This is a genomic window from Ruegeria sp. BB7 (assembly GCF_056539365.1).
Genome location: NZ_JBQFUV010000002.1, coordinates 436,303 through 462,459, shown reverse-complemented (window position 1 = coordinate 462,459; position 26,157 = coordinate 436,303). Strand labels below are relative to the sequence as shown.

24 protein-coding genes and 1 tRNA gene are annotated in these 26,157 nt (G+C 57.0%); 17 read left to right on the top strand and 8 right to left on the bottom strand.

What is annotated here, in order from left to right; genetic code table 11:
* Positions 1-16 precede the first annotated feature (16 nt).
* The 5 genes from fabI (at position 17) to trpE (ending at position 5,982) form a co-directional block, all read left to right on the top strand.
* Positions 17-823, top strand: a complete 807-nt coding sequence (gene fabI, locus ACR0D7_RS07465; RefSeq protein WP_480678456.1) for an enoyl-ACP reductase FabI — start codon at positions 17-19, stop codon at positions 821-823.
* A gap of 3 nt (positions 824-826) precedes the next feature.
* Entirely contained in the window at positions 827-1,336 is a 510-nt protein-coding gene (gene gpt / locus ACR0D7_RS07460; protein WP_170381046.1) for a xanthine phosphoribosyltransferase, read from the top strand.
* A gap of 25 nt (positions 1,337-1,361) precedes the next feature.
* Positions 1,362-2,537 (top strand): aminotransferase, encoded by a 1,176-nt coding sequence (locus ACR0D7_RS07455; RefSeq protein ID WP_480678455.1) that lies wholly within the window; start codon positions 1,362-1,364, stop codon positions 2,535-2,537.
* A 79-nt stretch (positions 2,538-2,616) separates the two neighbouring features.
* A complete protein-coding gene (locus ACR0D7_RS07450) occupies positions 2,617-4,458 on the top strand; it encodes a peptidylprolyl isomerase (RefSeq protein WP_480678454.1) in 1,842 nt (613 codons plus the stop codon).
* A gap of 12 nt (positions 4,459-4,470) precedes the next feature.
* Complete coding sequence (gene trpE, locus ACR0D7_RS07445) at positions 4,471-5,982, top strand: anthranilate synthase component I (RefSeq protein ID WP_480678453.1); 1,512 nt, start codon at positions 4,471-4,473, stop codon at positions 5,980-5,982.
* Between the two features lie 45 nt (positions 5,983-6,027).
* On the opposite strand, the gene ACR0D7_RS07440 is transcribed toward trpE, so the two are convergent.
* Positions 6,028-7,422, bottom strand: a complete 1,395-nt coding sequence (locus tag ACR0D7_RS07440) for a divergent polysaccharide deacetylase family protein (protein ID WP_480678452.1) — start codon at positions 7,420-7,422, stop codon at positions 6,028-6,030.
* Positions 7,423-7,618: 196 nt separating this feature from the next.
* Between ACR0D7_RS07440 and ACR0D7_RS07435 the strand changes: the two genes are divergently transcribed.
* The 6 genes from ACR0D7_RS07435 (at position 7,619) to lexA (ending at position 12,444) form a co-directional block, all read left to right on the top strand.
* Positions 7,619-8,200, top strand: coding sequence for an anthranilate synthase component II (locus tag ACR0D7_RS07435; RefSeq protein WP_480678451.1), 582 nt, complete (start codon positions 7,619-7,621; stop codon positions 8,198-8,200).
* Positions 8,197-9,216, top strand: a complete 1,020-nt coding sequence (gene trpD / locus ACR0D7_RS07430; protein ID WP_480678450.1) for an anthranilate phosphoribosyltransferase — start codon at positions 8,197-8,199, stop codon at positions 9,214-9,216. Before ACR0D7_RS07435 ends, trpD begins: the two co-directional genes overlap by 4 nt.
* The gene (trpC, locus tag ACR0D7_RS07425; protein WP_480678449.1) at positions 9,213-10,025 is read left to right on the top strand and encodes an indole-3-glycerol phosphate synthase TrpC; all 813 of its coding nucleotides are present in this window, start codon (positions 9,213-9,215) and stop codon (positions 10,023-10,025) included. Before trpD ends, trpC begins: the two co-directional genes overlap by 4 nt.
* Positions 10,025-10,498: a cyclic pyranopterin monophosphate synthase MoaC gene (gene moaC / locus ACR0D7_RS07420; protein WP_174818965.1), complete on the top strand. Its 474-nt coding sequence runs from the start codon at positions 10,025-10,027 to the stop codon at positions 10,496-10,498. Before trpC ends, moaC begins: the two co-directional genes overlap by 1 nt.
* Positions 10,495-11,667: a molybdopterin molybdotransferase MoeA gene (locus ACR0D7_RS07415; RefSeq protein WP_480678448.1), complete on the top strand. Its 1,173-nt coding sequence runs from the start codon at positions 10,495-10,497 to the stop codon at positions 11,665-11,667. The genes moaC and ACR0D7_RS07415 overlap by 4 nt, the downstream gene beginning before the upstream one ends.
* A 78-nt stretch (positions 11,668-11,745) precedes the next feature.
* Positions 11,746-12,444 carry a transcriptional repressor LexA gene (lexA, locus tag ACR0D7_RS07410; protein ID WP_170381036.1) on the top strand — a complete coding sequence of 233 codons (699 nt, stop codon included), beginning with the start codon at positions 11,746-11,748 and terminating at the stop codon, positions 12,442-12,444.
* Here lexA and ACR0D7_RS07405 read toward each other — a convergent pair.
* Positions 12,438-14,489: a ComEC/Rec2 family competence protein gene (locus tag ACR0D7_RS07405; protein ID WP_480678447.1), complete on the bottom strand. Its 2,052-nt coding sequence runs from the start codon at positions 14,487-14,489 to the stop codon at positions 12,438-12,440. The genes lexA and ACR0D7_RS07405 overlap by 7 nt on opposite strands.
* Positions 14,490-14,567: 78 nt before the next feature.
* On the opposite strand from ACR0D7_RS07405, the gene gltX reads away from it, so the two are divergent.
* On the top strand, positions 14,568-15,968 hold the full coding sequence (gltX, locus tag ACR0D7_RS07400; protein ID WP_480678541.1) for a glutamate--tRNA ligase: 1,401 nt from the start codon (positions 14,568-14,570) through the stop codon (positions 15,966-15,968).
* 121 nt (positions 15,969-16,089) lie between these two features.
* Positions 16,090-17,385 carry a citrate synthase gene (gltA, locus tag ACR0D7_RS07395; protein WP_480678540.1) on the top strand — a complete coding sequence of 432 codons (1,296 nt, stop codon included), beginning with the start codon at positions 16,090-16,092 and terminating at the stop codon, positions 17,383-17,385.
* A 48-nt stretch (positions 17,386-17,433) separates the two neighbouring features.
* Here gltA and ACR0D7_RS07390 read toward each other — a convergent pair whose 3' ends face one another.
* Positions 17,434-18,498 carry a PA0069 family radical SAM protein gene (locus ACR0D7_RS07390; RefSeq protein ID WP_480678446.1) on the bottom strand — a complete coding sequence of 355 codons (1,065 nt, stop codon included), beginning with the start codon at positions 18,496-18,498 and terminating at the stop codon, positions 17,434-17,436.
* Positions 18,499-18,797: 299 nt separating this feature from the next.
* Between ACR0D7_RS07390 and ACR0D7_RS07385 the strand changes: the two genes are divergently transcribed.
* Complete coding sequence (locus tag ACR0D7_RS07385) at positions 18,798-19,496, top strand: corrinoid protein (protein WP_480678445.1); 699 nt, start codon at positions 18,798-18,800, stop codon at positions 19,494-19,496.
* Positions 19,497-19,585: 89 nt separating this feature from the next.
* Positions 19,586-20,251, top strand: a complete 666-nt coding sequence (locus ACR0D7_RS07380) for a DUF1638 domain-containing protein (protein ID WP_480678444.1) — start codon at positions 19,586-19,588, stop codon at positions 20,249-20,251.
* Positions 20,252-20,257: 6 nt separating this feature from the next.
* On the opposite strand, the gene ACR0D7_RS07375 is transcribed toward ACR0D7_RS07380, so the two are convergent.
* A complete protein-coding gene (locus ACR0D7_RS07375) occupies positions 20,258-20,668 on the bottom strand; it encodes a SufE family protein (protein ID WP_170381030.1) in 411 nt (136 codons plus the stop codon).
* A 139-nt stretch (positions 20,669-20,807) separates the two neighbouring features.
* Here ACR0D7_RS07375 and ACR0D7_RS07370 point away from each other — a divergent pair, with 139 nt between their 5' ends.
* On the top strand, positions 20,808-21,335 hold the full coding sequence (locus ACR0D7_RS07370) for a hypothetical protein (RefSeq protein ID WP_480678443.1): 528 nt from the start codon (positions 20,808-20,810) through the stop codon (positions 21,333-21,335).
* 6 nt (positions 21,336-21,341) lie between these two features.
* Here ACR0D7_RS07370 and rnd read toward each other — a convergent pair whose 3' ends face one another.
* From rnd to purM, 3 genes are all read right to left on the bottom strand, one after another.
* Positions 21,342-22,499, bottom strand: a complete 1,158-nt coding sequence (gene rnd, locus ACR0D7_RS07365; protein WP_480678442.1) for a ribonuclease D — start codon at positions 22,497-22,499, stop codon at positions 21,342-21,344.
* A gap of 115 nt (positions 22,500-22,614) precedes the next feature.
* Positions 22,615-23,211, bottom strand: a complete 597-nt coding sequence (purN, locus tag ACR0D7_RS07360; protein ID WP_480678441.1) for a phosphoribosylglycinamide formyltransferase — start codon at positions 23,209-23,211, stop codon at positions 22,615-22,617.
* A complete protein-coding gene (gene purM / locus ACR0D7_RS07355) occupies positions 23,208-24,254 on the bottom strand; it encodes a phosphoribosylformylglycinamidine cyclo-ligase (protein WP_480678440.1) in 1,047 nt (348 codons plus the stop codon). Before purM ends, purN begins: the two co-directional genes overlap by 4 nt.
* 107 nt (positions 24,255-24,361) lie before the next feature.
* Here purM and ACR0D7_RS07350 point away from each other — a divergent pair.
* Positions 24,362-24,438, top strand: a tRNA-Ile gene (locus ACR0D7_RS07350).
* Positions 24,439-24,822: 384 nt separating this feature from the next.
* On the opposite strand, the gene ACR0D7_RS07345 is transcribed toward ACR0D7_RS07350, so the two are convergent.
* Complete coding sequence (locus tag ACR0D7_RS07345) at positions 24,823-26,142, bottom strand: ATP-binding protein (protein WP_480678439.1); 1,320 nt, start codon at positions 26,140-26,142, stop codon at positions 24,823-24,825.
* Between the last annotated feature and the right edge of the window lie 15 nt (positions 26,143-26,157).

Below are 26,157 nucleotides of genomic sequence, written 5' to 3'. Positions count from 1 at the left end.
AGGCGGAGAACCACACATGTCTAATCAGTTGATGGCTGGCAAACGCGGCCTCATCATGGGACTGGCAAACGACAAATCAATCGCATGGGGCATCTCGAAAGCCTTGTCCGAAGCTGGGGCCGAATTGGCCTTTTCCTATCAGGGTGAAGCGCTGAAAAAGCGCGTTGATCCGCTGGCGGCACAACTCGGCAGCGACATCGTGCTGCCATGCGACGTTGGGGACGAGGACTCAATTGACGCTTTGTTTGCTGAACTGGAAGAGAAATGGGGAAAGCTGGACTTTATCGTTCACGCCATCGGCTTCTCCGACAAGAACGAACTGAGGGGGCGTTACCTGGACACCAGCCGCGCCAACTTCAAGTTGACCATGGATGTTTCGGTATTCTCTTTCACCGCTGTCGTTAAGCGCGCAGAAAAGCTGATGTCCGACGGCGGCAGCGCCGTGACCCTGACCTATTACGGTGCCGAACAGGTGATGCCGCACTATAACGTGATGGGTGTTGCCAAAGCCGCGTTGGAAGCATCGGTGAAATACCTAGCCGAGGATCTTGGTAAGGACGGTATCCGCGTGAACTCGATTTCGGCCGGCCCGATCAAGACTTTGGCCGCCAGTGGCATTGGCGACTTCCGCTATATCATGAAGTGGAACGAATATAACTCGCCACTGCGCCGCAACGTGACCATCGACGATGTTGGCAAGTCCGCACTGTACCTGTTGTCCGATCTCAGCAGTGGCGTCACCGGCGAGAACCTGCACGTCGATTCGGGCTATCACATCGTCGGCATGAAGGCCGTCGACGCGCCAGACATGGAAAAGGGTTAAGTCATGAGCGCCAAAGACCGCCTGCCCCACGAAAAAGGCTTTCACATCAGTTGGGACCAGATTCATCGCGACTCGCGCGCCTTGGCGTGGCGTCTGGACGGTCAAGGACCAGATGACGGCGCCTGGCGCGCCGTTGTCGCAATCACCCGTGGCGGAATGGCCCCGGCGATGATCGTCAGTCGCGAGTTGGACATTCGTACCGTCGATACAATCAGCGTCCGCTCATACCACCATCAGGAACAGGGTGAGGCCGAAGTGCTCAAAGCCCCTGATGCTGCCCTGATGGGCGATGGTGAGGGCATTCTGATCGTGGATGATCTTGTCGACAGCGGCAAAACGCTGGAATTGGTACGTGCAATGTATCCAAAGGCGCATTTCGCCACCGTATACGCCAAACCCAAGGGCCGCCCAATGGTGGATACGTTCATCACTGAGGTCAGCCAGGATACGTGGATTTTCTTCCCGTGGGATATGGCCCTGCAATATGTCGAGCCCTATCGCGGAACCGACTGATCGCTGCTGAAGTTTGGGACCACGTATGAACCGCACACGCACCGCCGCCACCTTCGCCCCTCCGGTGATGGAGGCGCGGCGCTGGCTGGAGGGCGTGGTCTTCCCCGAAGATCAGCCCCTGATCAATGTCAGTCAAGCCGCACCAGTTGACCCGCCGCCTTTGGCGCTGCGACAAGCAATGGCCGAGTTCGCGGTAAACGAAGACCGCGCGCACCTTTATGGGCCGGTTCTTGGAAACCCTGAATTGCGCGCCGAATTGGCGGAACAGATCGGCCATCACTACGGCGCCATGATCACTACGGAACAGGTCGCCATCACCTCAGGCTGTAATCAGGCATTTGCCGCCACGATCTCGGCCATCACGCATGAGGGCGATGAGGTCATCCTGCCAACCCCATGGTATTTCAATCATAAAATGTGGCTGGACATGGCAGGAGTTCAAGCAGTTGACTTGCAAACCGGGGATGACCTCCTGCCAAATGTGGACGCGGCCCGCGCCCTCATCACTGACAAGACCCGCGCCATCGTTTTGGTGACCCCGAACAATCCCGGCGGCGTGGAATACCCCTTTGCACTGGTCCGCGCTTTTTACGAACTGGCTCGTGAAAATGGCCTGCGTTTGCTGGTTGATGAGACTTATCGGGATTTCGACAGCCGCAACGGCCCGCCGCATGACCTGTTTGGGCAGCCAGGTTGGGAAAACACGCTAGTGCACCTGTATTCCTTCTCGAAAGCATACCGCCTGACCGGCCACCGTATCGGCGCGATTGCAACTGGTGCCAATATGCTGAGCGATGTGGAAAAATTTCTGGACACGGTCGCGATCTGTCCCAGCCAGATTGGTCAATTCTCGGCTCTTTGGGGTATGCAAAACCTGTCACAGTGGGTCGCTGGCGAACGCGCCGAAATTCTCGACCGCCGCGCAGCGATTGAAGATCTGTTGCCACCGCTGGCTGACAAGGGATGGCGTTTGCTCGGGCTGGGGGCGTATTTCGCCTATTTCGAACATCCGTTCGACATCCCTTCGGACGACTTGGCCCGCCGACTGGTGTCCGAGGTGGGAATTCTGCTGCTGCCCGGTACGATGTTCATGCCCGAGGGAGCCCCCTCTGGAAAACGACAGGTTCGAATAGCTTTTGCCAATCTGGACAGGGCTGGCATCAAGCAATTATTCGAACGGCTTCAGACCCTGTCCTTCTAAGCTTGCCCCCCGGCGACACGCGTCGTATTCAGGGCCGCAACCGACAGGGCAGATCCTTGCCAAAAAATAAGAGGGCACCATGGCCGCAGGCGTGAAAAACCTATCGAAAACCTTTGTCTGGATACTGATGGGCCTTTTGTTTTTGGGCCTCGCGGGTTTTGGCGCAACCAGCCTGACCGGCACTGTGCGCACCGTCGCGCAGGTGGGGAACGAAGATATCTCGGTCAACAAGTATGTTCGAGAACTACAGCGCGAAATTCGTGCCGTAGAACAGCAAACCGGACAACCGCTGCAAATGTCTCAAGCGCATGAATTCGGTCTGGACCAATTGGCGTTGGCGCGCCTGACGGCACTGGCGGCCCTGGACAACGAAGTCGGTGAGCTGGGAATTTCAATCGGGGACGCGAACCTGCAAAAGGAAATCGTCGCCATCCCGGCCTTTCAAGGCGTCGACGGTACTTTTGACCGCGACGCCTATCAGTTCCAGTTGGATCAGGTCGGCATGACGGATACCGATTTCGAAACTGACCTGCGTAAAGAATCCTCTCGCACGATTGTACAAAATGCGGTTGTCAGCGGGGTTGAGATGCCCTCGACATTGACGCAAGTTTTGACCGACTATGTCGGCGCGCGCCGCAGCTTTACGGTTGCGACCGTAAACACAGACGCCCTGCCCGCGACCGTGCCTGCGCCAACGGATGAGCAGGTTCAGGCTTACTATGAGGACAACCAGGATCAGTTCACCCTGCCCCGTACCAAACAACTGACTTATGCGATCCTTTCACCCGACATGTTGCTGGACAGCGTCGAAGTTGATGAAGATTCGGTACGCCGCCTTTACGATCAACGCGCTTCGGAATTCTATCAACCCGAACGCCGTTTGGTAGAACGCCTTACATATCCAAACCAGGAAGCAGCCGAAACTGCCAAGGCCCAGCTGGAGGCAGGCGGCACCTCTTTTGAACAATTGGTGCGGGATCGCCAACTTGAACTCAGCGATATCGATTTGGGCGACGTGACACGTGACGATCTTGGTGAGGCTGCCGACGCCGTGTTCGCCGCCGACCTGGACACAGTCGTCGGGCCCCTGCCCTCGACCTTCGGCCCCGCCTTGTTCCGCATCAACGGATCATTGGCAGAAAACAACACGCCGTTCGAAGACGCCGCCCCCGCACTGCGCGAGGAACTGGCCGCCGACCGCGCCCGCCGTCAGATTGAAGCCCAAGCCGAGGATATCGACGATCTGCTGGCCGGTGGCGCGACGCTGGAAGAACTGGCAGGCGAGACCGAGATGGAATTGGGCCAAATCGACTGGACACGTCAGAGTGACGACGGTGTCGCGGCTTATGATGGCTTCCGCACGGCCGCCGAAGCGGTAAGCGAAGGCGACTTCCCCGAGGTTGGCTTCCTCGAGGACGGCTCAATCTTTGCCCTGCGTCTGAACGAAGTATTGCCGCAACGCCCTGAGCCGCTCGAAAGTGCGCGAGATCGCGTTGCTGCGGCATGGACGTTGGAGGAAACCAACAAAGCGCTGGAGGAACACGCCAATTCAGTTCTGGGACAGCTTGAAACAGATGGTGACTTCACGGCCACCAGCCTGCCGTTCCGCATTGAAAACGCACTGACCCGCACGGCGTTCCTTGACGATGTTCCCGCGGATTTCATGGCTCAGGTGTTTGAGATGGACACCGGCGAACTGCGTGTTATCCCCGGTTCCGGTTCCGCCTTTATCGTCCGAGTGGACGAGCTGTTGCCACCTGCCGAAACCGATGAGTTGCGTCAGGCTAAGGCCGCGCTTGAAGCACAGCTGAACCAGGCTTTGGCCCAGAACATTTTCGACGTTTACGTGCGCGACGCACAGACCCGCGCACGACCTGTCATTGATCAGCGTGCGTTGAACGCCGTGCAGTCAAGTTACTAAAAGAGACCAAAGATGGCCCTAACCCCCGAGTTTGACAGCTTTGCCCGCGCCTATGAGGCCGGCGAGAATCAGGTCGTTTACACCCGTCTCGCGGCTGATCTAGATACGCCCGTTTCTTTGATGCTCAAGCTGACTGGGGCGCAAAAAGATGCGTTCATGCTGGAATCCGTCACCGGTGGCGAAGTGCGCGGTCGGTATTCCATCATTGGGATGAAACCAGACCTGATCTGGCGCTGTCGGGGGGAAACGTCTGAACTGAATCGCGAGGCCCGGTTCGATACCGAGGCGTTCTCGACCCAGGACGGAAACCCGATGGACAATCTGCGTGCTTTGCTCGCCGAAAGCCGGATAGAGTTGCCCGACGACCTGCCACAGGCAGCAGCGGGACTGTTTGGCTATCTAGGCTATGACATGGTGCGGCTTGTCGAATATTTGCCGGACGTGAACCCTGATCCGCTGGGCTTGCCCGATGCGATCATGCTGCGCCCGTCGGTTATTGCGGTTCTGGACGGCGTGAAGGGCGAAGTCACCGTGGTTTCCCCGGCTTGGGTTAGCGAAGGGCAATCTGCCAAGGCCGCCTATGCACAAGCGGCTGAGCGCGTGATGGACGCCGTACGTGATCTGGAACGCGCTATGCCTGCAGAAAGCCGCGATCTTGGCGATGCGTCCGAGGTCGCACCACCAGTGTCGAATTTCACCAAATCCGGCTATATGGAGGCGGTTGAGAAGGCCAAGGAATACATCCGAGCAGGTGATATCTTTCAGGTTGTCCCGGCACAGCGTTGGACGCAGGATTTCCCGTTGCCGCCCTTTGCGCTTTATCGCTCGCTACGGCGCACCAACCCGTCGCCCTTCATGTTCTATTTCAACTTCGGCGGCTTTCAGGTCGTGGGCGCCAGCCCCGAGATTCTGGTGCGTGTCTTCGGCGATGAGGTCACGATCCGTCCCATCGCGGGCACTCGCCCCCGTGGTGCCACTCCCGAAGAGGACAAGGCTAACGAGGTTGACCTGCTGGCCGACAAGAAAGAGCTGGCCGAGCACCTGATGCTGCTGGACCTGGGCCGCAACGATACAGGCCGCGTGGCCAAGATCGGTACTGTGCGCCCAACCGAAGAGTTTATCATCGAACGCTATAGCCACGTGATGCATATCGTGTCGAACGTTGTAGGCGAACTGGCCGAGGATAAGGACGCGCTGGATGCGTTCTTTGCTGGGATGCCCGCCGGCACCGTTTCGGGTGCCCCGAAAGTACGCGCGATGGAGATCATCGACGAACTAGAGCCTGAAAAACGCGGCGTATATGGCGGTGGCGTCGGTTACTTCAGTGCCGGTGGCGACATGGATATGTGTATCGCCTTGCGCACGGCCATTGTGAAAGACCACAAGCTTTACATTCAGGCCGGTGGCGGCGTCGTCTACGACAGCGATCCCGAATCCGAGTATATGGAGACCGTACACAAATCGAACGCTATCCGGCGTGCGGCTGCCGATGCAGCGCGATTTACGGGCTCAGGCAACAGCTAAACAATACGGCTGCCATTAGGGGGCAGCCGCTTGTTTGTTCAGGTCTTACTGAACTTCCTTTATCATCACCGCAGAAATCGGGGCCATCGCAACACGGTTTCCCCGATCCTCGAGTCCCCACAGCAACAGGGCCGAGATCGTATCTGGTCGCAGCCTGCCAAGCATAACAACGGAACCTTCCTGCCCCGCGCGGAACGCAGCCTGGTCGAGGAAACGGCGCATGACCTTTGGATCCTGACGCGCACCGTCAATGTCGCGGAAGATCACGCCGGACGGCACCCCATTCCGAGCCGCCAACTTTTGTACGGTGTTCAATCCGTTATCCTGCGTGATCAGCCCGCGACCGGTCCCAGCAGCAATCTCGGCTACCTGATCGGCCAGTTTTCGGTTGCCCTGAATACCAGTTTCCACGCCCTCAAGAATGCCCACGGTTTCCGGTAAGGTATCCAACCAGACGGCCAGCGAAACCTCAGCATCGCGCGCGCTGGCGGCTTTGGGCAGATCGGCCAGTGCAAGCACCTCGAACCCGGCCTCACGGTGACGCGCCATCTTTTCAGCGGCCTCGGGATCTTCCGGGCTGACCGCAAAGGTCAGAGGATACGGAAATTCACGTAACGCCTCAGCGCCATAAGCACCCTCATCATCGATAAGAATGATCGACATCAGCGGTTTTGAGTCGGGGTTTTCGAAGTCTGCAGCAAAGTTTTCGATGGGTTTCCCTGGAACGGCCGCATCTACAGTGGCTTCACCTGCATCGCGATCGGTCAACGGAACCACGCGCTGGCCAATAGTCGGCGACGTGGAACCCTCGCCGCCTCCACCAATCCGTGGAACTGAAGCGATACGAGGTAGTTTGCGTGGTGCTGTGTCTTCATCCCCCTCAACGGCAATCGGACTGTCCTCAAACGGATTTTGTTCTGGTTCCTGCGCCACGACCTCAGCCGTTTCAGGCTCTGATTTCGGTGCGGTCTCGGCGATTTCCGGTTGGGTCTGAACGGCAGGTACTTCGACAGAAACATCCGGCAGAGATTCAGTGTTCGGCGAAACTTGCAGCAGCGGCGGAGATTGAGGCGCAACAGGCGCCTCTGTCCGCACGTTTACAGGTGACGAACTTGCTGCATCGGGTGTGTCAAAAATCACCGAAGTATCCGGCACAAGCGGCTGCGCGTCGGGCTCAACCTCGACATCCGACAGCTCGGCCAATGTATCCGCCTGCGTTGAACTAGAATCAGGCGCTGCCGGCGGCAAATCAAGTACATCGCTGTCACCGATGGCTTCGGTGGACTCGGACGCCAAGTTTGGAACTTGCACAACTTCGGGTTCCGGGGCCGCGGTGACCACATCCGGTTTTTTCGTCAGAGGTGCGTTCAGAGACAATACTGCCCCCAACACCAGGACAACGACCGTTGCCACGATCATTCCGCTGACAAATCCGCCCATACCTTTTCGCCTCTCATTCTGGCCCTGCTTCGATTACATGTCCGCCGTCTGCTGCGGCATTTACTTACCCGAGCGCCAAGAACGGGATGTACCCTTGACGCTGCCGCGCAAGCCTGAGCATGTATGTCCCGACATTATACCGTGGCCCGGGCCTGCATCACCAGCCCGAAATGCCCTAGCCGAGACAAGTGCCCAAATGCTGCTGCTGATCGACAACTACGACTCGTTTACCTACAATTTGGTACATTATTTAGGTGAACTTGGCGCCGAAATGGTCATTCGGCGGAATGATGCCCTGGATGTTCAGGAAGCTATGGCCATGAACCCAACCGGAATCCTTCTTAGCCCCGGCCCCTGTGACCCGGATCAAGCTGGAATATGCCTAGCTCTGACCGAAGCTGCGGCTGAGACTAAGACACCATTAATGGGTGTTTGTCTGGGTCACCAAACCATTGGGCAAGTCTTTGGTGGCGACGTAATCCGATGCCATGAAATTGTGCACGGCAAGATGGGCACCATGCACCACACCGGTAAAGGCGTATTCGCCGGGCTGCCCTCGCCGTTTGAGGCGACGCGCTATCATTCACTGGTGGTCGATCCGAACACCCTGCCCGACTGCCTTGAGGTTACGGCCGAGCTTGAAGACGGCACTATCATGGGTCTCCAGCACAAAGATCTGCCGATACACGGCGTTCAGTTCCACCCGGAATCTATCGCCTCCGAGCACGGTCATGCCCTGCTTAAGAATTTCCTGTCTGAGATGAAAGAACCCGCATGAGCGATGCTTTGAAACCGCTGATCGGAGCCGCCGCCGACCGGCCTTTGACACGCGCCGAGGCCGAGCAGGCCTTTGGCATCCTGTTTGATGGCGAAGCCACACCCAGCCAGATCGGCGGGTTTTTGATGGCCATGCGCACCCGTGGAGAAACGGTTGAAGAATACGCTGCAGCCGCGGCCGTCATGCGCGCGAAATGTAACGTCGTCAACGCGCCCGCAGGTGCAATGGACATTGTCGGCACCGGGGGCGATGGCAAAGGTACTCTGAACATCTCGACCGCTACGGCGTTTGTCGTCGCGGGTGCCGGTGTCATTGTAGCTAAGCACGGCAACCGCAATCTCAGTTCAAAGTCTGGGGCTGCGGACGCTTTAGGGCAGCTTGGGATCAACGTTATGGTTGGATCTGAAATTGTTGAAAATGCTTTGAAAGATGTTGGCATCGGATTCATGATGGCGCCCATGCACCACCCGGCCATCGCCCACGTGATGCCTTCCCGGCAAGAGCTTGGAACCCGCACGATTTTCAACATCCTCGGGCCACTCACCAACCCTGCGGGCGTCAAGCGTCAGCTTACCGGTGCCTTCAGCCGCGACTTGATCCGCCCCATGGCCGAAACGCTGGGCCTGCTCGGATCAGACCGCGCATGGCTGGTACACGGATCGGATGGCACGGATGAGCTGACAATCACAGGCATAAGCTGGATTGCGGCGCTGGAGGACGGAGTCGTCAAAGAAGTTGAACTCCACCCAGAAGACGCGGGCCTGCCAGTGCACCCGTTTGAGGACATCCTCGGTGGCTCACCCGAAGAAAATGCCGTCGCCTTCCGTGCGCTGCTGGACGGAGAGCCTTCGGCCTACCGCGACGCAGTTCTGCTGAACTCAGCCGCAGCGCTGGTGGTTGCAGAAGCCGCCACAGACCTGCGCGATGGCGTCGCCAAAGCTGCCGAGAGCATCGACAGTGGAAAAGCAAAAGAAAAGATCGCGGCACTGGCCCGAATGACTCAGGAGGCCGCATGACCGAGACGGTACTAGACAAGATCAAAGCCTATAAACTTGAAGAAGTTGCTGCAGATAAGGCTGAGAAGTCCCTAGATACGCTGGATTCTGAAGCTAGATTTGCACCCGAGGTTCGCGGCTTTGCCGAAGCACTGCAAAAGGCGACCCGCCGGGGATATGGCCTGATCGCCGAAGTTAAGAAAGCAAGCCCATCCAAAGGTTTGATCCGCCCCGATTTTGATCCACCTGCTCTGGCCAAAGCTTATGAAGATGGCGGCGCAGCCTGCTTGTCCGTGTTGACAGACACGCCAAGCTTTCAGGGGGCCAAAGAGTATCTGATAGCGGCCCGTGCAGCTACGTCTCTGCCTGCTCTACGCAAGGATTTCATGTACGACCCTTATCAAGTGGTCGAAGCCCGCGCCTTGGGTGCGGATTGCATCCTGATCATCATGGCTTCGGTCGAGGATGGACAGGCGGCCGAGCTGGAACAGACTGCGTTTGACTGGGGCATGGACGTTCTGATCGAAGTTCACGACGAAGATGAACTGGAACGCGCCACCCAGTTGAAAAGCCCCCTAATCGGAATAAACAATCGTAATCTCAAGACGTTCGAGACCACTCTTGATACAACACGTCGTTTGTCCAAACTTGTGCCCGGCGACCGGACCATCGTCTGCGAAAGCGGGCTGAGCACGCCTGAAGATCTGGCCGATATCGCCCGCTATGGCGCGCGCTGCTTCCTGATTGGCGAAAGCCTGATGCGTCAGGACGACGTCACGGCTGCCACCCGGCACCTGCTGGCGAACCCTCTGATCCCCGGAGTAATGTGATGCCGCTTACCCATTTTGATGCGCAAGGCCAGGCCCATATGGTTGATGTCTCGGACAAGGCCGTGACCGATCGGGTAGCCGTGGCAGCGGCCCACATCAAGATGGCGCCGGAAACCTTTGATTTAATTTCAGAAGGCCGTGCAAAAAAGGGGGATGTTTTAGGAGTAGCGAGATTGGCAGGAATCATGGGGGCAAAAAAGACGCCCGACCTGATCCCACTGTGTCATCCTCTGCCTGTCACCAAAGTTGCAGTCGAATTAAAGCTGGATCCCGATTTACCTGGCGTCCAGATCGAAGCAACTGTGAAGACCTCGGGCCAGACCGGAGTTGAAATGGAGGCACTGACAGCCGCCTCGACAGCGGCGTTGACCGTGTATGACATGACCAAGGCGGTCGACAAAGCCATGGAAATTGGAGGTCTCCGCGTTCTTCTGAAAGATGGCGGTAAATCAGGGCGTTACGAGGCGAAATGATTACCGTCGAAGACGCCCGATCGCTGCTGTTTGATCTAGTTTCACCGCTAGAGAACGAAACCGTTTCTCTTCGCGAAGCAGCGGGACGAGTACTGGCACAGGATGTCAGCGCCACCCGAGATCAACCTCCATTTCCAGCGTCTTCAATGGACGGTTATGCGTTGAAATCGGCCGAAGTCGAGCTGCACGCCATGTTCAAGGTCATCGGTGAATCGGCGGCCGGGCGCCGTTATCAAGGGACTGTCGGGCCAGGCCAAGCCGTACGCATCTTTACCGGCGCGCCCGTTCCCGAAGGCGCTGATTTCGTTATCATTCAAGAAGATACGGAGCGGCGCGGAGACCTGATCACAATCATTGACGAACCCGGCACCAAAACAAATATCCGACCCGCGGGAATTGACTTTAAGGCTGGCAACAAAATCACCGCTCCGCGTATACTGCGCCCCGAAGACGTGGCCCTAATGGCGGCAATGAACATCCCCACAGTGCCTGTCGCTCGTAAACCCGTCGTTGCGCTGATCTCGACCGGGGACGAATTGGTGATGCCGGGTGAGAAACCCGGCCCGGACCAGATCATCGCGTCCAACACTTTCGGCTTAAAAGCCCTGCTGGAAAACGAGGGGGCACAGGCGCGTATCCTTCCGATCGCACGCGATACCGGTGCCTCCCTTGAGACAGCTTTCGGGCTGGCTGCAGACGCTGATCTGGTCGTTACCATCGGCGGCGCCTCGGTTGGCGAATACGATCTGGTCGCAGATGTGTCTCAAAACCTTGGGATGGAGCGGTCTTTCTACAAAATTCGTATGCGCCCGGGCAAACCTTTGATGGCTGGACATCTAAATGGAACGGCAATGGTCGGATTGCCAGGTAATCCTGTAAGTGCAATGGTTTGCGGCTATCTCTTCCTGTTGCCGATGCTTCGTCGAATGCTGGGTGTAGAACAGGTTCTGACACCCTTTCGAAGTGCCCGCTTGGCAGAGCCTCTCAGCAAGAACGGCCCACGCGAACATTACATGCGTGCCGTTCTCAGCGACGATGGCATTCGCGCATGCGCCGATCAGGATAGTTCGTTGCTTAGCGTTCTATCACAGGCCAATGCGCTGTTGTTGCGCGAACCGCATGATCCGGAGCGTCCTGCTGGGGATGAAGTACTGTACCTTCCAATCTAATCCACATTCAAATCCGTTGACACAAAACGTGAACATGCGTAGAACAAAAGAAAACGCATAACCGACGAGGTGTGAGCAATGCTGACCAAGAAACAGTTGGATTTGTTGGAATTCATCCACAAACGCGTTCAAGCGGACGGTGTTCCGCCCAGCTTTGACGAAATGAAGGCTGCATTGGATCTGCGATCAAAATCCGGCATCCACCGACTGATTACCGCGCTGGAAGAACGTGGTTTTATCCGCCGCCTTGCCCACCGCGCCCGCGCGATTGAAATCGTGAAACTGCCGGAGAGTTTGGGCGGTGAGCCGACAGCCGCCTTCAAGCCACGCGTCATCGAAGGTGACAAACCAGAAGGTGCGCGCCCGGCGAATTTCGAACCCGTCACCGTCGATGCTTTGGAATTACCGGTGATGGGTCGCATCGCCGCCGGTGTCCCGATCGAAGCGATCAGCCATGAATCGCACCGCGTTGCCGTACCTGGCAGCATGGTCTCGGGCAGAGGCGATCACTACGCATTGGAAGTGCGGGGCGACTCGATGATTGATGCTGGCATCAATGACGGCGACGTCGTTGTAATCCGCGAAACCAAGACAGCTGATAACGGTGACATCGTCGTGGCGTTGGTCGAGGATCAGGAGGCGACATTGAAACGGTTCTTCCGCCGGGGAAATGCCATCGCGCTTGAAGCCGCGAACCCAGCCTATGAAACCCGCGTTCTGCCTGAGGAAAAAGTCAAAGTTCAAGGACGGCTGGTCGGACTTATCCGCAGCTACTGATCCCGCAAGCGCTTATGGTCCTTGGCCGGGTCCGGGGACCACAAGCGGTGGCCAATCATCTCTCGGCTGGTCGTAATGCGACCATCTAACAGGGCAAGGCTGCCAGTCTCTTTCAGTCGGCTTGGGTCGAACAAACCGCACTCTCCTTTCAGGTCGAGATCGACAGCGGACACAACGATCTGATTTTCCCTACACTCATCGAACCCTTGTGCCGCGCGCTTCCCAGTAATGTGGACCAGCTCTTTTCCTTGCCAAACATAGCGTGGAACTAAATCCGCACCGTTAGGCCATCGGCTGGCTGCTTTGATCTGATCCACACCGTCTCCGTCATTTTCCAACCAGACCGACGCGATAAATCCGCTTCCTTTCTCTTTGCTCAACGCTCGACCGGCCTTGGTCATAACGCCCACGAGCCCACCTGAATCTGCAACGAGGATTTCGGGACGATGCCCCTGCCCCCACAACAAAAAAGCGGCGGCAAGCACTGCCCCCCCCACCCATCTGGCATGACCGCGCCACAGCGCCAACCACAAGGCGCCAAGTGCAAACATGGGCAATACATAAGATGGCGGGCTTGCGACAAATCCTTGGGCTCCGTCCAACGCAGACACCCGCTCTGCAACGACCAGAATCCACTCCAACCCCAGCCCCATGACCTTTAGCGCCATTACTTCCAGCCCAAGTGGTGCCAAAAGCGCGGCAACAAAGGCAGCGGGTACGACGATCAACCCCATTACGGGAACCGACAACATGTTTGCGAGCAGCCCATAGTAGGACATTGTATTGAAGTGAGCTGCCCCGATCGGCGCGGTTGCCAAACCGGCAATGGCCGAAGACAGCAGTAACCCGACCACTGGTCTCAACCATTTCGGCCCCGGTAACTGACCCAAGTCCCGCAACCACCCAAATACAGCAACAAGTGCTGTCGTCGCGGCAAAAGACATCTGAAACCCGGGGCTGAGCAGAGTTTCGGGGCGCAGCACCAATACGATCAACGCTGCCACTGCCACTGCGCGTAATGAAATGGCGCGGCGGTCGATCAGGATGGCGCCAAGCATGACACTCGCCATGACAAATGCTCGTTCAGTGGCAACGTTACCACCGGACAACATCAAATAGGTAACTGCCGAGATCAGTGCACCGATTGCAGCCAGTTTGCGAACAGGCACCCTCAGAGCAACTGCAGGGATTGCTGACAACCCCAACCGGCATACCAAAAACACGAACCCCGTTAGCAACCCCATGTGCAGCCCGGAAATGGCCAGCAGATGCGCCAAGTTAGACGCCCTCAGAGTCTTCAGTGTTTCTTGTCCCATACCGCTGCGATCGCCAGTTGTGACGGCTGCAGCGAATCCGCCGACTTCCCCGGTCAGGATGGAACGCACCTGTTCTGAAATCGCCATTCGCCAGGCTGTGATGCGGACTCCTTCCTGCGCACTTTCTGCAGGCGCTACGGTCATCACTGGGGCGCGTGTGTAGCCGACCGCGCCTAATCGTTGAAACCAGGCATGACGCCGGAAATCAAAACCGCCAGGCTCGACCGGGCCTTGCGGTGGAGACAGATGACCAGTGGTCATGATCCTCTGGCCAGCCATTAGCGCCGCGGAACCGCCATGCAGCGAAAGCCGGACGCGATGCGGGCGGCGGTCTTCGGGCACATCCCGTATTCGCACCCGATCCAGCGTTACCCGCAACGCGCCCGACGCAGAGCGGTCCAGCGCAACGACCCTCCCCTCGATGGGGCCGTAGTAACGCCATGACAAAACCGGCTCTGCAACCGAGTGAGCCCGCGCACCAGCCAGAATGAACCCAGCCGCAATCAGCGCACCCCCAATTGCCAACGCAGCCCAGCCAGTGCGAACCAAACAGCCGATCCCTATCAGCGCTGCAATCAGACCCAGCAGCCACGCATAAACCTGCCAGCCGGGTTCAAACCTGAGGCTGAAATACAGGCCAATGCCGACCGCCAGACACACCGGAGACCACTGAAACAAATATCCGGTCTGGTTCAATAATGCGGCTTCGGCCCGTGCCAGAACACGCATGGTTGCCCCCGTCCTTCGGGCTCGTTAGACAGGCGCCAAACTATGCCAGACACGGTTACCAAAAGGTTAATCCATACAATGTCCGATCAGGTCGTCACCCGTTTCGCCCCATCACCCACCGGTTTTCTGCACATCGGTGGTGCGCGCACAGCACTGTTCAACTGGCTCTATGCCCGGGGCCGCGGTGGTAAGTTTCTTTTGCGGATTGAGGATACGGACCGCGAACGGTCGACACCCGAGGCAACGGCGGCGATCTTGCAGGGCATGGAATGGCTGGGGCTGGACCATGACGGAGACGTAATCAGTCAGTTCGATGGTGCGGCGCGCCACGCAGAGGTCGCGCATCAACTGCTGTCTGAGGGGAAAGCGTATAAGTGTTTCTCGACCCAAGATGAAATCGCTGCATTCCGTGAACAGGCCCGCGCCGAGGGTAAATCGACCCTATTCCGCAGCCCTTGGCGTGACGCCGACCCTGCGACACACCCTGATGCGCCGTATGTTATCCGCATCAAAGCCCCGCAGGACGGCGCGACCGTGATCCGCGATCAAGTGCAGGGAGATGTTACCATCCGCAACGATCAGCTGGACGATATGGTCCTGCTGCGCTCGGACGGAACCCCGGTCTACATGCTGGCCGTGGTGGTGGACGACCACGATATGGGAGTGACCCATGTAATCCGAGGCGATGATCACCTGAACAATGCTGCGCGCCAGATGATGATCTACGAAGCGATGGGCTGGGACGTTCCGGTTTGGGCTCATATCCCGCTGATTCATGGTCCGGACGGTAAGAAATTGTCCAAACGCCACGGTGCCCTGGGCGCACAGGAATACCAGGCGATGGGCTACCCGGCTGCGGGAATGCGCAATTACCTTACGCGCCTCGGTTGGAGCCACGGCGATGACGAGTTTTTCACTGATGAGCAGGCTAAGGAATGGTTCGATCTGGATGGAATCGGCAAAAGCCCCGCTCGCTTCGACCTCAAAAAACTTGAGAATCTATGTGGGCAGCACATTGCAATTGCAGATGATGCTGCGTTGCGGCATGAAATCGAGGCCTATCTGACTGCGGCAGAGCGTCCCGCTCTCAACACGACACAATCAAGTGATTTGGAACGTGCGATGTTTTGCCTGAAGGATCGCGCCAGAACATTCCCTGAATTACTTGAAAAAGCTCACTTTATTCTAGCCACTCGACCGGTAGAGCCGGATGAGAAAGCGACAAAGGCGCTACAATCTGTATCCGACGGTATACTGAAAGAATTGACGCCGCACGTGCAAAATGCTAGCTGGACGCGGAAAGAGCTGGAGGAAGCCCTCAATACCTTTGCCGAGGCGCAGGGCGTTAAGTTCGGCAAGCTCGCTGGCCCGCTGAGGGCGGCGCTGGCAGGTCGTGCTGTGACTCCTTCGGTATTTGACATGATGCTTGTGCTGGGGCGCGATGAAACCTTGGCGCGGCTTTCCGACGCAGCAAATTAGTCCTGACTTCATATTCAGGTAACGCTGCTCAGCTACGACCCGGTCAGCACATTGGTGCGTGACCGTAGACAGCGTTACCGACCACTCGCTTGGTGCGCGCATGAACGAAGAAGGGACAACGATGACCGACAACAACAAGACAGCCACTCTCACCGTAAATGGCGAAAACTACGAGTTGCCGGTTCACTCGCCAACCGCAGGTCCGGATGTGATCGACATTCGCAAACTGTACAGCGACGCTGGTGTGTTCACCTATGATCCGGGCTTCACGTCTACGGCCAGCTGCGACAGCACCATAACCTATATCGACGGGGAAAAAGGTGAGTTGTTGCACCGAGGTTATCCGATCGACCAGTTGGCCGAGAAATCTCATTTCCTCGAAGTCTGCTATCTGCTGCTGTACGGAGAGCTGCCTGCCGCCAAGGATCTGGAAACGTTCGAAACCACCATCACTCGCCACACCATGCTGCATGAGCAGATGCAGTATTTCTATCGTGGCTTCCGCCGTGACGCGCATCCAATGGCGATCATGGTGGGCGTTGTTGGTGCGATGTCGGCCTTCTATCACGACTCGACCGACGTCTCGGACCCGAACCAACGCGAGATCGCCTCGCACCGCCTGATCGCTAAAATGCCGACCATTGCAGCTTGGGCTTACAAGTATCACACTGGCCAGCCCTTCGTGTATCCTCGCAATGATCTGGATTACGCGTCGAACTTCCTGCGCATGTGCTTTAGCGTTCCAGCCGAGGATTATGAGGTCAACCCGATCCTCAGCCGCGCGATGGACCGTATCCTGACGCTGCACGCGGATCATGAACAGAATGCGTCGACCTCGACCGTGCGTCTGGCGTCGTCTTCAGGTTCGAACCCGTTTGCATGTATCGCCGCCGGGATTGCCTGTCTTTGGGGGCCGGCCCATGGCGGTGCGAATCAGGCGTGTCTGGAGATGCTGGAAGAGATCGGCTCGGTTGATCGCATCCCTGAATACATCGCACGCGCCAAGGACAAGGACGATCCGTTCCGCCTGATGGGCTTTGGCCACCGCGTCTACAAGAACTTTGACCCGCGCGCCAAGGTGATGAAGCAGTCGGCCGACGAAGTGCTGGACCTGCTGGACATCGAAAACAACCCGAAGCTAAAGGTCGCCAAAGCGCTGGAAAAACAGGCGCTGGAAGATCCGTATTTCGCCGAGAAGAAGCTGTTCCCGAACGTCGATTTCTACTCGGGCATCATTCTTGAGGCGATGGGTTTCCCGACCTCCATGTTTACCCCCATCTTCGCGCTGTCGCGCACCGTTGGCTGGGTCAGCCAATGGAAAGAGATGATTGCAGATCCTCAGAACAAGATCGGCCGCCCACGCCAGCTGTATTTGGGCGAGACAACGCGCGACTATGTCGATATCGAAAAGCGCTGATCGCTGCGATAAAACAAGAAAGCCCCGGACCAAGGTCTGGGGCTTTTTTTACAGAAGGCTCATTTGGTCACCGACCTGAGCTGGCCGCTCAAACAAGTCGCATCGCAGCGGCGGTGTTTTCGTCGCAAGGCCCAGCCGTTTGACGGCTAACTTGAACCTTTTGGCAATCAGTTCGGCATATTCCCCTTCGCCCCGCATCCGATGACCCCAGCGCGGGTCATAATCCCTGCCTCCGTGCATCTCGCGCAGCTTGGACATTACCTTTTCGGCCCTTTCCGGTACGTGCTCCTGCAGCCAATCTTGCCACAGCGCAGATACCTCGCGCGGTAGGCGCAGCATAATCCAACTGGCGGCATCTGCCCCGGCCTCTTTTCCCGCTTCAAGCAACTGTTCCAATTCGTGATCCGTCAAACCCGGCACGATTGGAGAAGTCATCACCCGCACGGGCACACCCGCTTGGGTCAGGCGACGAATGATGGCCAAACGCCGCTGAGGTGAAGGAGCGCGCGGCTCCATCCGCCGGGATAGGTCGGCATCAAGAGTGGTCAGGGAAATCCCAACCCGTATCAGCCCTTTCCGCGCCATAGGTGCCAGAATGTCCAAATCTCTCTCGATCAGGGTACCCTTGGTAACGATAGCAACGGGATGATTGAACTCTTGCAGAACCTCCAGACAATCCCTTGTTATTGATCGGGTCTTTTCTATCGGCTGATACGGGTCCGTATTCGTACCCAAGGCAATGGGAGCCACCTTGTAGCCTTTGGCCGACAATTCCTTGCGCAATGTATCGGCCGCGTTCGGTCGCGCGATCAGTCGAGTTTCAAAGTCCAGACCCGGGGAAAGGCCCAGATAGGCATGGGTCGGGCGGGCAAAACAGTACACACAACCATGTTCGCACCCGCGATACGGATTGATCGAGCGGTCAAACGGCAGGTCGGGTGAGCGGTTATAGGTGACTAGGCTCCGTGCGATTTCATCCCTTACATCAGTTCGCAACGGAGGGAGGTCTTCTTCAATATCCCAGCCATCATCATAAGGAACAGTATCAAATTGTTCGAACCGTCCTGCGGCATTTGTGGTGGTTCCACGACCTGGAATGTTCGATGCAATCATATCTGTTCGCTTTTTGTTCTTTTTTTGAGTTATATCGTCAACCTAATGCCACAGCAAGCTTGCTAATTAGTTCTGCGTAGATTCCAGCGACTTGGATCCAGCAACGAGCTTGGACAAAAATGAGCCGCATGCAGGATCATCATGCAGAAAATTCTGTCGAGCAGCGCGAAAATCTGACGTATAGGTCGGTCCCGAAACCACTGAGGTCGCAATCGTCACAGTCAAACTGCGACGTTTTGGCCAAAACGGAAAAAATGCCACCATGGGCCCACGGCCCGCACAGCTCAGGGAAATACCCCATGTCCGATGAAGAAGACATCGTCCTGTCCGAACTGAATGACGACGAATTGGTCGAACAGATGTTCGACGATCTTTATGACGGCCTGAAAGAAGAAATCGAAGAAGGTGTAAACATCCTGCTGGAACGCGGATGGACGCCTTACGACATTCTGACCAAGGCACTCGTCGGTGGCATGACCATCGTTGGCCACGACTTCCGAGACGGCATCCTTTTCGTGCCCGAAGTTCTTCTGGCGGCAAACGCAATGAAAGGTGGCATGTTCATCCTGAAGCCGCTTCTGGCTGAAACCGGCGCGCCACGCGTGGGTAAAATGGTGATTGGCACCGTGAAAGGCGACATCCACGACATCGGAAAGAACCTTGTCTCGATGATGATGGAAGGCGCTGGGTTCGATGTTGTCGACCTAGGCATCAACAACCCGGTCGAGAACTACCTCGAAGCACTAGAAACCGAAAAACCTGATATTCTGGGCATGTCTGCCCTGCTGACCACGACCATGCCTTATATGAAAGTCGTGATCGACACCCTTGTCGAGCAAGGCCTGCGCGAAGATTACATCGTTCTGGTTGGCGGCGCGCCCCTGAACGAAGAATTCGGCAAAGCCATCGGCGCAGACGCCTATTGCCGGGACGCGGCCGTCGCGGTCGAAACCGCCAAGGACTTCGTTTCGCGCAAGCACAACCAACTGGCCGGCTGATCGGACATGTAGAATGTTCAGGGGCCGTCCGGTTTCCGGGCGGCCCTTTTTGTTATAATGACCGTCGTATAGTTTCCAAGGGGCACCCAATGCAGCAGGAGAAAATGCCTGACGACGCCAGCCTGACGACCAAAGGCTACGACACTGATGGACAGGGGCGGATTCTGCTATTGGCCTGTGGTGCGCTTGCCCGTGAGATTCTGGATCTTAAACGCCGCAATGGCTGGGACCACATGGCGCTGACCTGTCTGCCAGCAATCCTGCATATCCACCCAGAAAAGATTACTCAGGCGGTTCAGGACGCCGTGGCCAAGCACCGCGACAACTATGATCAAATCTTTGTTGTGTATGCCGATTGCGGCACTGGTGGTCTGCTGGAGAAAGCTTGCGCGGAAATGGGGGTCGAGATGGTAAAGGGCCCCCATTGTTATTCCTTCTTCGAAGGAAATCAGGAGTTTGCAGCCCGCGGCGACGATGAAACCACTGCTTTTTACCTGACCGATTTCCTCGCTCGACAGTTCGACGCTTTTGTCTGGAAACCGCTGGGCCTGGATCGCCACCCAGAACTGCGCGATATGTATTTCGGCAACTACACCAAGCTGGTCTATCAGGCTCAGATCGACGATCCCAACCTGACGGCCCGCGCCCGCGAGTGCGCCGACAAGATGGGTTTAGAGTTCGAGCGCCGCTATACTGGCTACGGAGATCTGGAAACCACGCTGGCTGACTGGGCAAGTCGCAAGCCGAAAAGCTGATGGGCGTCAGGCGTTTTCCTGCGCGACTTCTCGGATACGTTCGATCATCGCGCGCAGCCCGTTTGACCGCTGCGCAGACAGGTGATCGTTCAGCCCCAGTCGCGCCAGTTCTCCACCCGCATCGACCTTTGGCACCTCGCTGACCGGCAAACCATTATACAGCGACCGTAGCACCGCGATCAGGCCGCGCACGATCAATGCATCGCTGTCACCGTCAAACCGGAACGCTCCGCTTTCGATGATCGGATGCAGCCAGACCTGACTGGCACAACCGTTCACCTTGGTTGCAGGTACTTTCAGCGCGTCGTCCAGCGCCTCCATCGCCTTGCCCTGGTCGATGACGTAACGATACCGGTCTTCCCAGTCCTCCAGAAACTCGAAATCTTCAACGATTTCTTCAAAGGCAGGCGTTGCCATGTTGCGACGGTCCTTTCATTGCAATCACAATTGTGAACTATGCCTCTGATCTAGGCCTGTCCACCCCCCTGCGTGGCTTTTCAAACAGCGGAAATTGCGATAACTCATTGCAGGAATTACTGCTCTGGACGCCTGCACCATGAAAAAATCGTTTACTGTTCTTCTGGTCGCAACTCTGGCCCTGTCTGCCTGCAACAGTTGGAGCGACTCGCGGGTAAACCCTTCCAACTGGTTTGGATCCAGTCAGCCAGCTGCGCCGACTGAAACAGACAGCAATGACGCAAACGCGCTTATTCCGGCGCAGAAGGAAGGCGGCGGCCTGTTTTCCAGAGCAGAGCCTGAAGATACCAGCGTCCCGATCGCCAAGATTGATGAGCTGCGGATCGACCCGACCCCAAACGGCGCGATTGTCTTCGCCACCGGCACAGCGGCGCGACAAGGTGCTTACAATGCAAAACTGGTGCGCGTGGACAGCGAAGAGAATCAGAAAAACGGCGTTCTGGAATTCACCTTTCGGGTAAATTATCCGGAAAATGCGACCAATCAGGGAACCGAGCGATCACGCAAGGTAACAGACGCCATTAATATCAATAAAGATGACCTGCAATCCACTCGTCTGGTCCGAGTCGTGGGGCAGCAAAACGCGCTGGAGTCTCGGCGCCGGTAAGCAGAGTTACAGTGACACGACCTTGACACTCTGGCCTTTGGCGGCAAGCGCGATCTTTCCCTCGCACAACTTCAAAGCGTCTTCACCAAACACCTCGAACCGCCAACCAGACATGGCAGGTAATCCACGCTCGCCCGCGGCGATCTGATCCAACTCGGAACTGGTGGCGATCAGTTTGGCGGCCACGCCCGAGCTTTCGGTTTTGGATTTCAAAAGAACACGCAACAAATCCGCAAGCGCCGGGTTCACCTTCAGCTTGTCGCGGCTGTTGTCGACGGTTGGTAATTGATCAACAGGGCAATTCACCCCTTTTTTGACCGCAGCCAAAATCCCCTCGGCGATCGCACCTTTGCGTGCTTCGCGCAGCAACAAGCGTGAGCCGCCCAAATCAGACGGGGTTTTGGGTTTGGTCGAAGCCAATTCGATCAGAGCGTCATCCTTGAACACCCGGCTGCGCGGGACGTTGTTTTCCTGCGCATAAGCCTCGCGGAACTGTGCCAGCTCGCGCACTACGGCCAGAAACTTGGACGAATTTGTCCGTGTTTTAACGCGCTTCCACGCCTCTTCGGGACGAATGTCGTAAGTTGTCGGCTGAGTAAGAATACGCAATTCCTCAGCCACCCAATGACTGCGCTGCGATTTCTTCAATTGCGCCGCAAGGTATTCATAAATCTGGCGCAGATGGGTCACGTCGGCCAGTGCATAGGTCTTTTGTGCCTCGGACAAGGGCCGCCGCGACCAGTCAGTGAACCGAGAGGTCTTGTCGACCCCCTGCTTGCAAATCTTACGCACCAGCGTTTCATAGCCCACCTGCTCACCAAAGCCGCAAACCATTGCCGCAACTTGTGTATCGAACAGAGGCTTGGGAAATACACCTGCCTCAACCCAGAAAATCTCAAGGTCCTGGCGGGCGGCGTGGAATACCTTGACCACATTCTCATTTCGGAACAGCTCATACAGCGGTTCAAGCGACAACCCCTCGGCAAGCGGGTCAACAAGGACCGCACTGTCGTCACCATCAGAGGGAACCGCCAACTGAACCAGACAGAGTTTTGAATAGTAAGTCCGTTCGCGCAGAAATTCGGTATCTACGGTGACATAGTCGTATTCAGCCGCGGCCTTGCAAAATTCGGCCAGCTCTTGCGTCGTTGTCAGGGTTTTCATGCCGGTGCTGTTCTTGCTCTTGTTCTTGGTGGCTGCCTGTCAGTCTATTGCCGTACCCAGCCGTTGTGCAGACAATAGGCCAAATATGACAGGCGTGTAAATCACCCTGAAGTGTTCAGGGCAGCCTCACCGGAGTCCGCTCTCCTCTGGCGTAACGGCGCAACACTGCTGGGTACAGCTTGTGTTCCCAAACAAGCACACGAGACGCCAGACTCTCAGGCGTATCACCGGCCTCGATGTTCACGCGCGCCTGTCCGAGGACCGGACCGTCATCCAGTGCCGCAGTCACCTCGTGGACAGAACATCCATGCTCGGCATCCCCGGCCTCGATGGCGCGGGCATGGGTGTTAAGACCCTTATATTTCGGCAGCAAAGATGGATGGATATTCAGCATCCGCCCCTGAAACCGTGAGACGAAGTCGCCGGTCAGAACCCGCATGAACCCGGCAAGACAGACGATATCGGGCTGCGCCTGCTCCAGAGGCTTCAAAAGCTCAGCCTCAAACGCGGCACGATCACCTTGGAACGGGCGATGGTCAACAGACGCAGTTGGAATGCCGCGCGCAGCCGCCTTTTTCAACCCGCCCGCCTCGGCGTCATTTGACAGCACCAGACAGGGGCGTGCCGGGTGGTCTCCGACCATGCTGTCGACCAGCGACACCATGTTGGACCCACCCCCCGAAATCAGGATGGCAACGCGTTTGTGACTCACAGCAACTTGCCCGAATAGGCCATATCAGGCGTATCGGTGACGGTGCCGAGGCGCGAAACCGTCTCACCAGCCTCGACCAGCAGTGCGGTCAATTCGTCTGCGCGATCTTCGGCGCAGACAATGATCATGCCGATGCCGCAGTTGAAGGTTTTCAGCATCTCGGCTTCGACAATACCACCAGTTTCAGCCATCCAGCGGAAGACCGGCGGCAGCTCCCAGGTGTTCAGGTCGATCTGGGCACCCAGCCCCTCGGGCAGAACGCGCGGCAGGTTTTCGGTCAACCCACCTCCGGTGATATGAGCCAGAGCGTGCACGCCCCCTGCCCGGATCGCCTGCAGCGCTGGCTTTACATACAAACGCGTGGGTGTCAGCAAGGTTTCACCCAGCGTTCCCTCACCAAAAGGCGATGCCGCATCCCATCCCAGCCCCGAGATCTCAACCAGTTTGCGCACCAGCGAATAGCCGTTGGAATGCACCCCATTCGAGGCCAGCCCCAGCAGGACATCGCCCTTCTGGACGCCGGCAGGCAGATGCGCCCCGCGCTCCATCGCACCAACCGAGAACCCGGCTAGATCGAAATCACCATCAGGATACATGCCTGGCATCTCGGCCGTTTCACCACCGATCAGGGCACAGCCGGATTGCACACAGCCCTCGGCGATCCCTTCGATGATCCGCGCGGCGGTGTCCGTGTCCAGCTTGCCAGTGGCAAAATAGTCTAGGAAGAACAGCGGCTCAGCCCCCTGGCAGATCAGGTCATTGACGCACATCGCCACCAGGTCAATGCCAACACCGTCAACCACACCGGTATCAATGGCAATCCGCAGCTTGGTGCCCACGCCATCGGTCGCGCCCACCAGAATCGGATCCTGATACCCGGCATCTTTTAGATCGAACAGAGCACCAAATCCGCCCAGCCCGCTCATTACGCCCGAGCGGTTGGTCCGCTTGGCAGCAGGTTTGATTCGATCGACCAGAGCGTTCCCCGCATCAATATCAACGCCTGCATCGGCATAGGTGATTCCGTTCTTGCCCGTCGTCATGGCCAGCCCCTTATGAATGGTTCCCGCGCGGGTTAGTCGATTGTGAGACATGTTGCAACGGTCAGGCTTGACGCGGGCGTTCACCGTGGTACTCAAAGCTGCATGGCGGGCCTGTAGCTCAATTGGTTAGAGCAGAGCGCTCATAACGCTTTGGTTGCGGGTTCAAGTCCTGCCGGGCCTACCAAAATCCGCATTTTTCCCTTTGAAATCAATGTTGAGCTGCCTCACAATTTAGCCAAATTGCCCCATATGTTTTCTATTGGGCACGGCTCAGGTGCCCCACGAGTTGTAGTAATTGGTAACCGAATCCAGCTCGGTCTTTCGCGGGGCATTTCCGGCACAGTGCGATCAGTTTTGTCTTATCCGGTGTTACTGCGAAAAGGACGTGATCAGAGTTTTTACGCAAATGGTGCCGAGGCCCAAGCCGCCCAAAAGGCACCGACCGAATTGTCCAATAGACTGGTCACGAGATCATAGCGGAACCGAAATCGGTGTTTGGCGCTATTAAACCGGGCAATTTTCAAACCTGCACTACCGCGGCACTGACCTCGATGTAATCAGCAGAATATCAGCGACCAATGATGATATCCGCGCAAAGGCCCCCTAACCTCTCACTTTCGCTCAAACGTAAAACGCCACCGTGCGCGCGTGCAATGTCAGAGACAATGGCCAAGCCCAGCCCAACACCGCTGCCCTGATTCTGATTGCGCGCCGGATCAAGACGGGAAAATGGTTTAATCGCTTCGGTGCGTTGGTCCAGTGGAATACCCGGCCCATCATCTTCAACCCTGATGCGAAAAGATTTTGGCGAAATGGACAAACTGACATCGGCGCGGTTTCCGTATCGAACCGCGTTTCCGATCAAGTTCTCAACGGCTCGCCGAATAGCTGTGGGGCGCAGCATGACCGTGCCTTCGCCTTCGACCGAAATAAGTTCGGCCTTATGCCCTGCACGACGTGCATCTTTCACAATCTGCTCCAACAGGGCCGTTGGTTCGACGGTTTCAGGTATTCCTTCCGACGCGCCTCGTGAAAATTCAAGGAACGCGTCCAACAGCAACTGCATTTCATCAACATCTTGCTTCAGCGGTGCTGCCTCATCTTCGGGAAGCATGGAAAGACCCAATTTCAATCGGGTGAGCGGAGTACGCAGATCGTGGCTGACACCGGACAGCATCATCGTGCGCTGTTCCATCTGGCGTTCGATGCGGGCTCGCATATCCAAGAACGCACTACCAGCCGCGCGCACTTCAACGGCCCCGCCGGGCGCATAAGGCACCACTCTGCCGCGGCCAAACGCCTGCGCAGCCTCAGCCAATCTCGTTATCGGGCGCAGTTGATTGCGCATGTACAGAAAGGATATCGACGTCATGATGACGGCAAAAAACACCATCGTTACGATCAACTGATGCGGAGCCGATGGTGACAACCGGCGGCGATCAAAGATCAGCTCCAACACACCAAGGTTTGTTTGGATGTAAAGCCTCGCTTCTTGCCCACTTGGCAGTGCAACAGCCACAAGGTTCGGCAGCATAGTTTGCAAATCCGCCTCGACCTGCGGAGCTATGAAATCGTACCAGCGGCGACCGCCAAGTGACGGCTCTTCATTAAAACCCAAAAAGCGAGCCTTCATGTCCAGCGCTTGCAAATCGGGACGAACGGCGGCGAGCGCCTGTTGCTGGGTTTCAACGTCTCCCATTACATCCAATACCAGCATCACCTCGCGCGAGGCAGCGCGCGTCATCTGCTCGGTAACGTCTTCCAAATGTTTCTGTAGGAACGCGACCCCAACCACCAGCAACAGAACGACCACTGGCAGAACCAGGATCAGCGCTGCTCGGACATAAAGGCTGCGCGGCATATAGGGTTTGAGCCATGGCGTGGACATGCGCTAAACCTAACG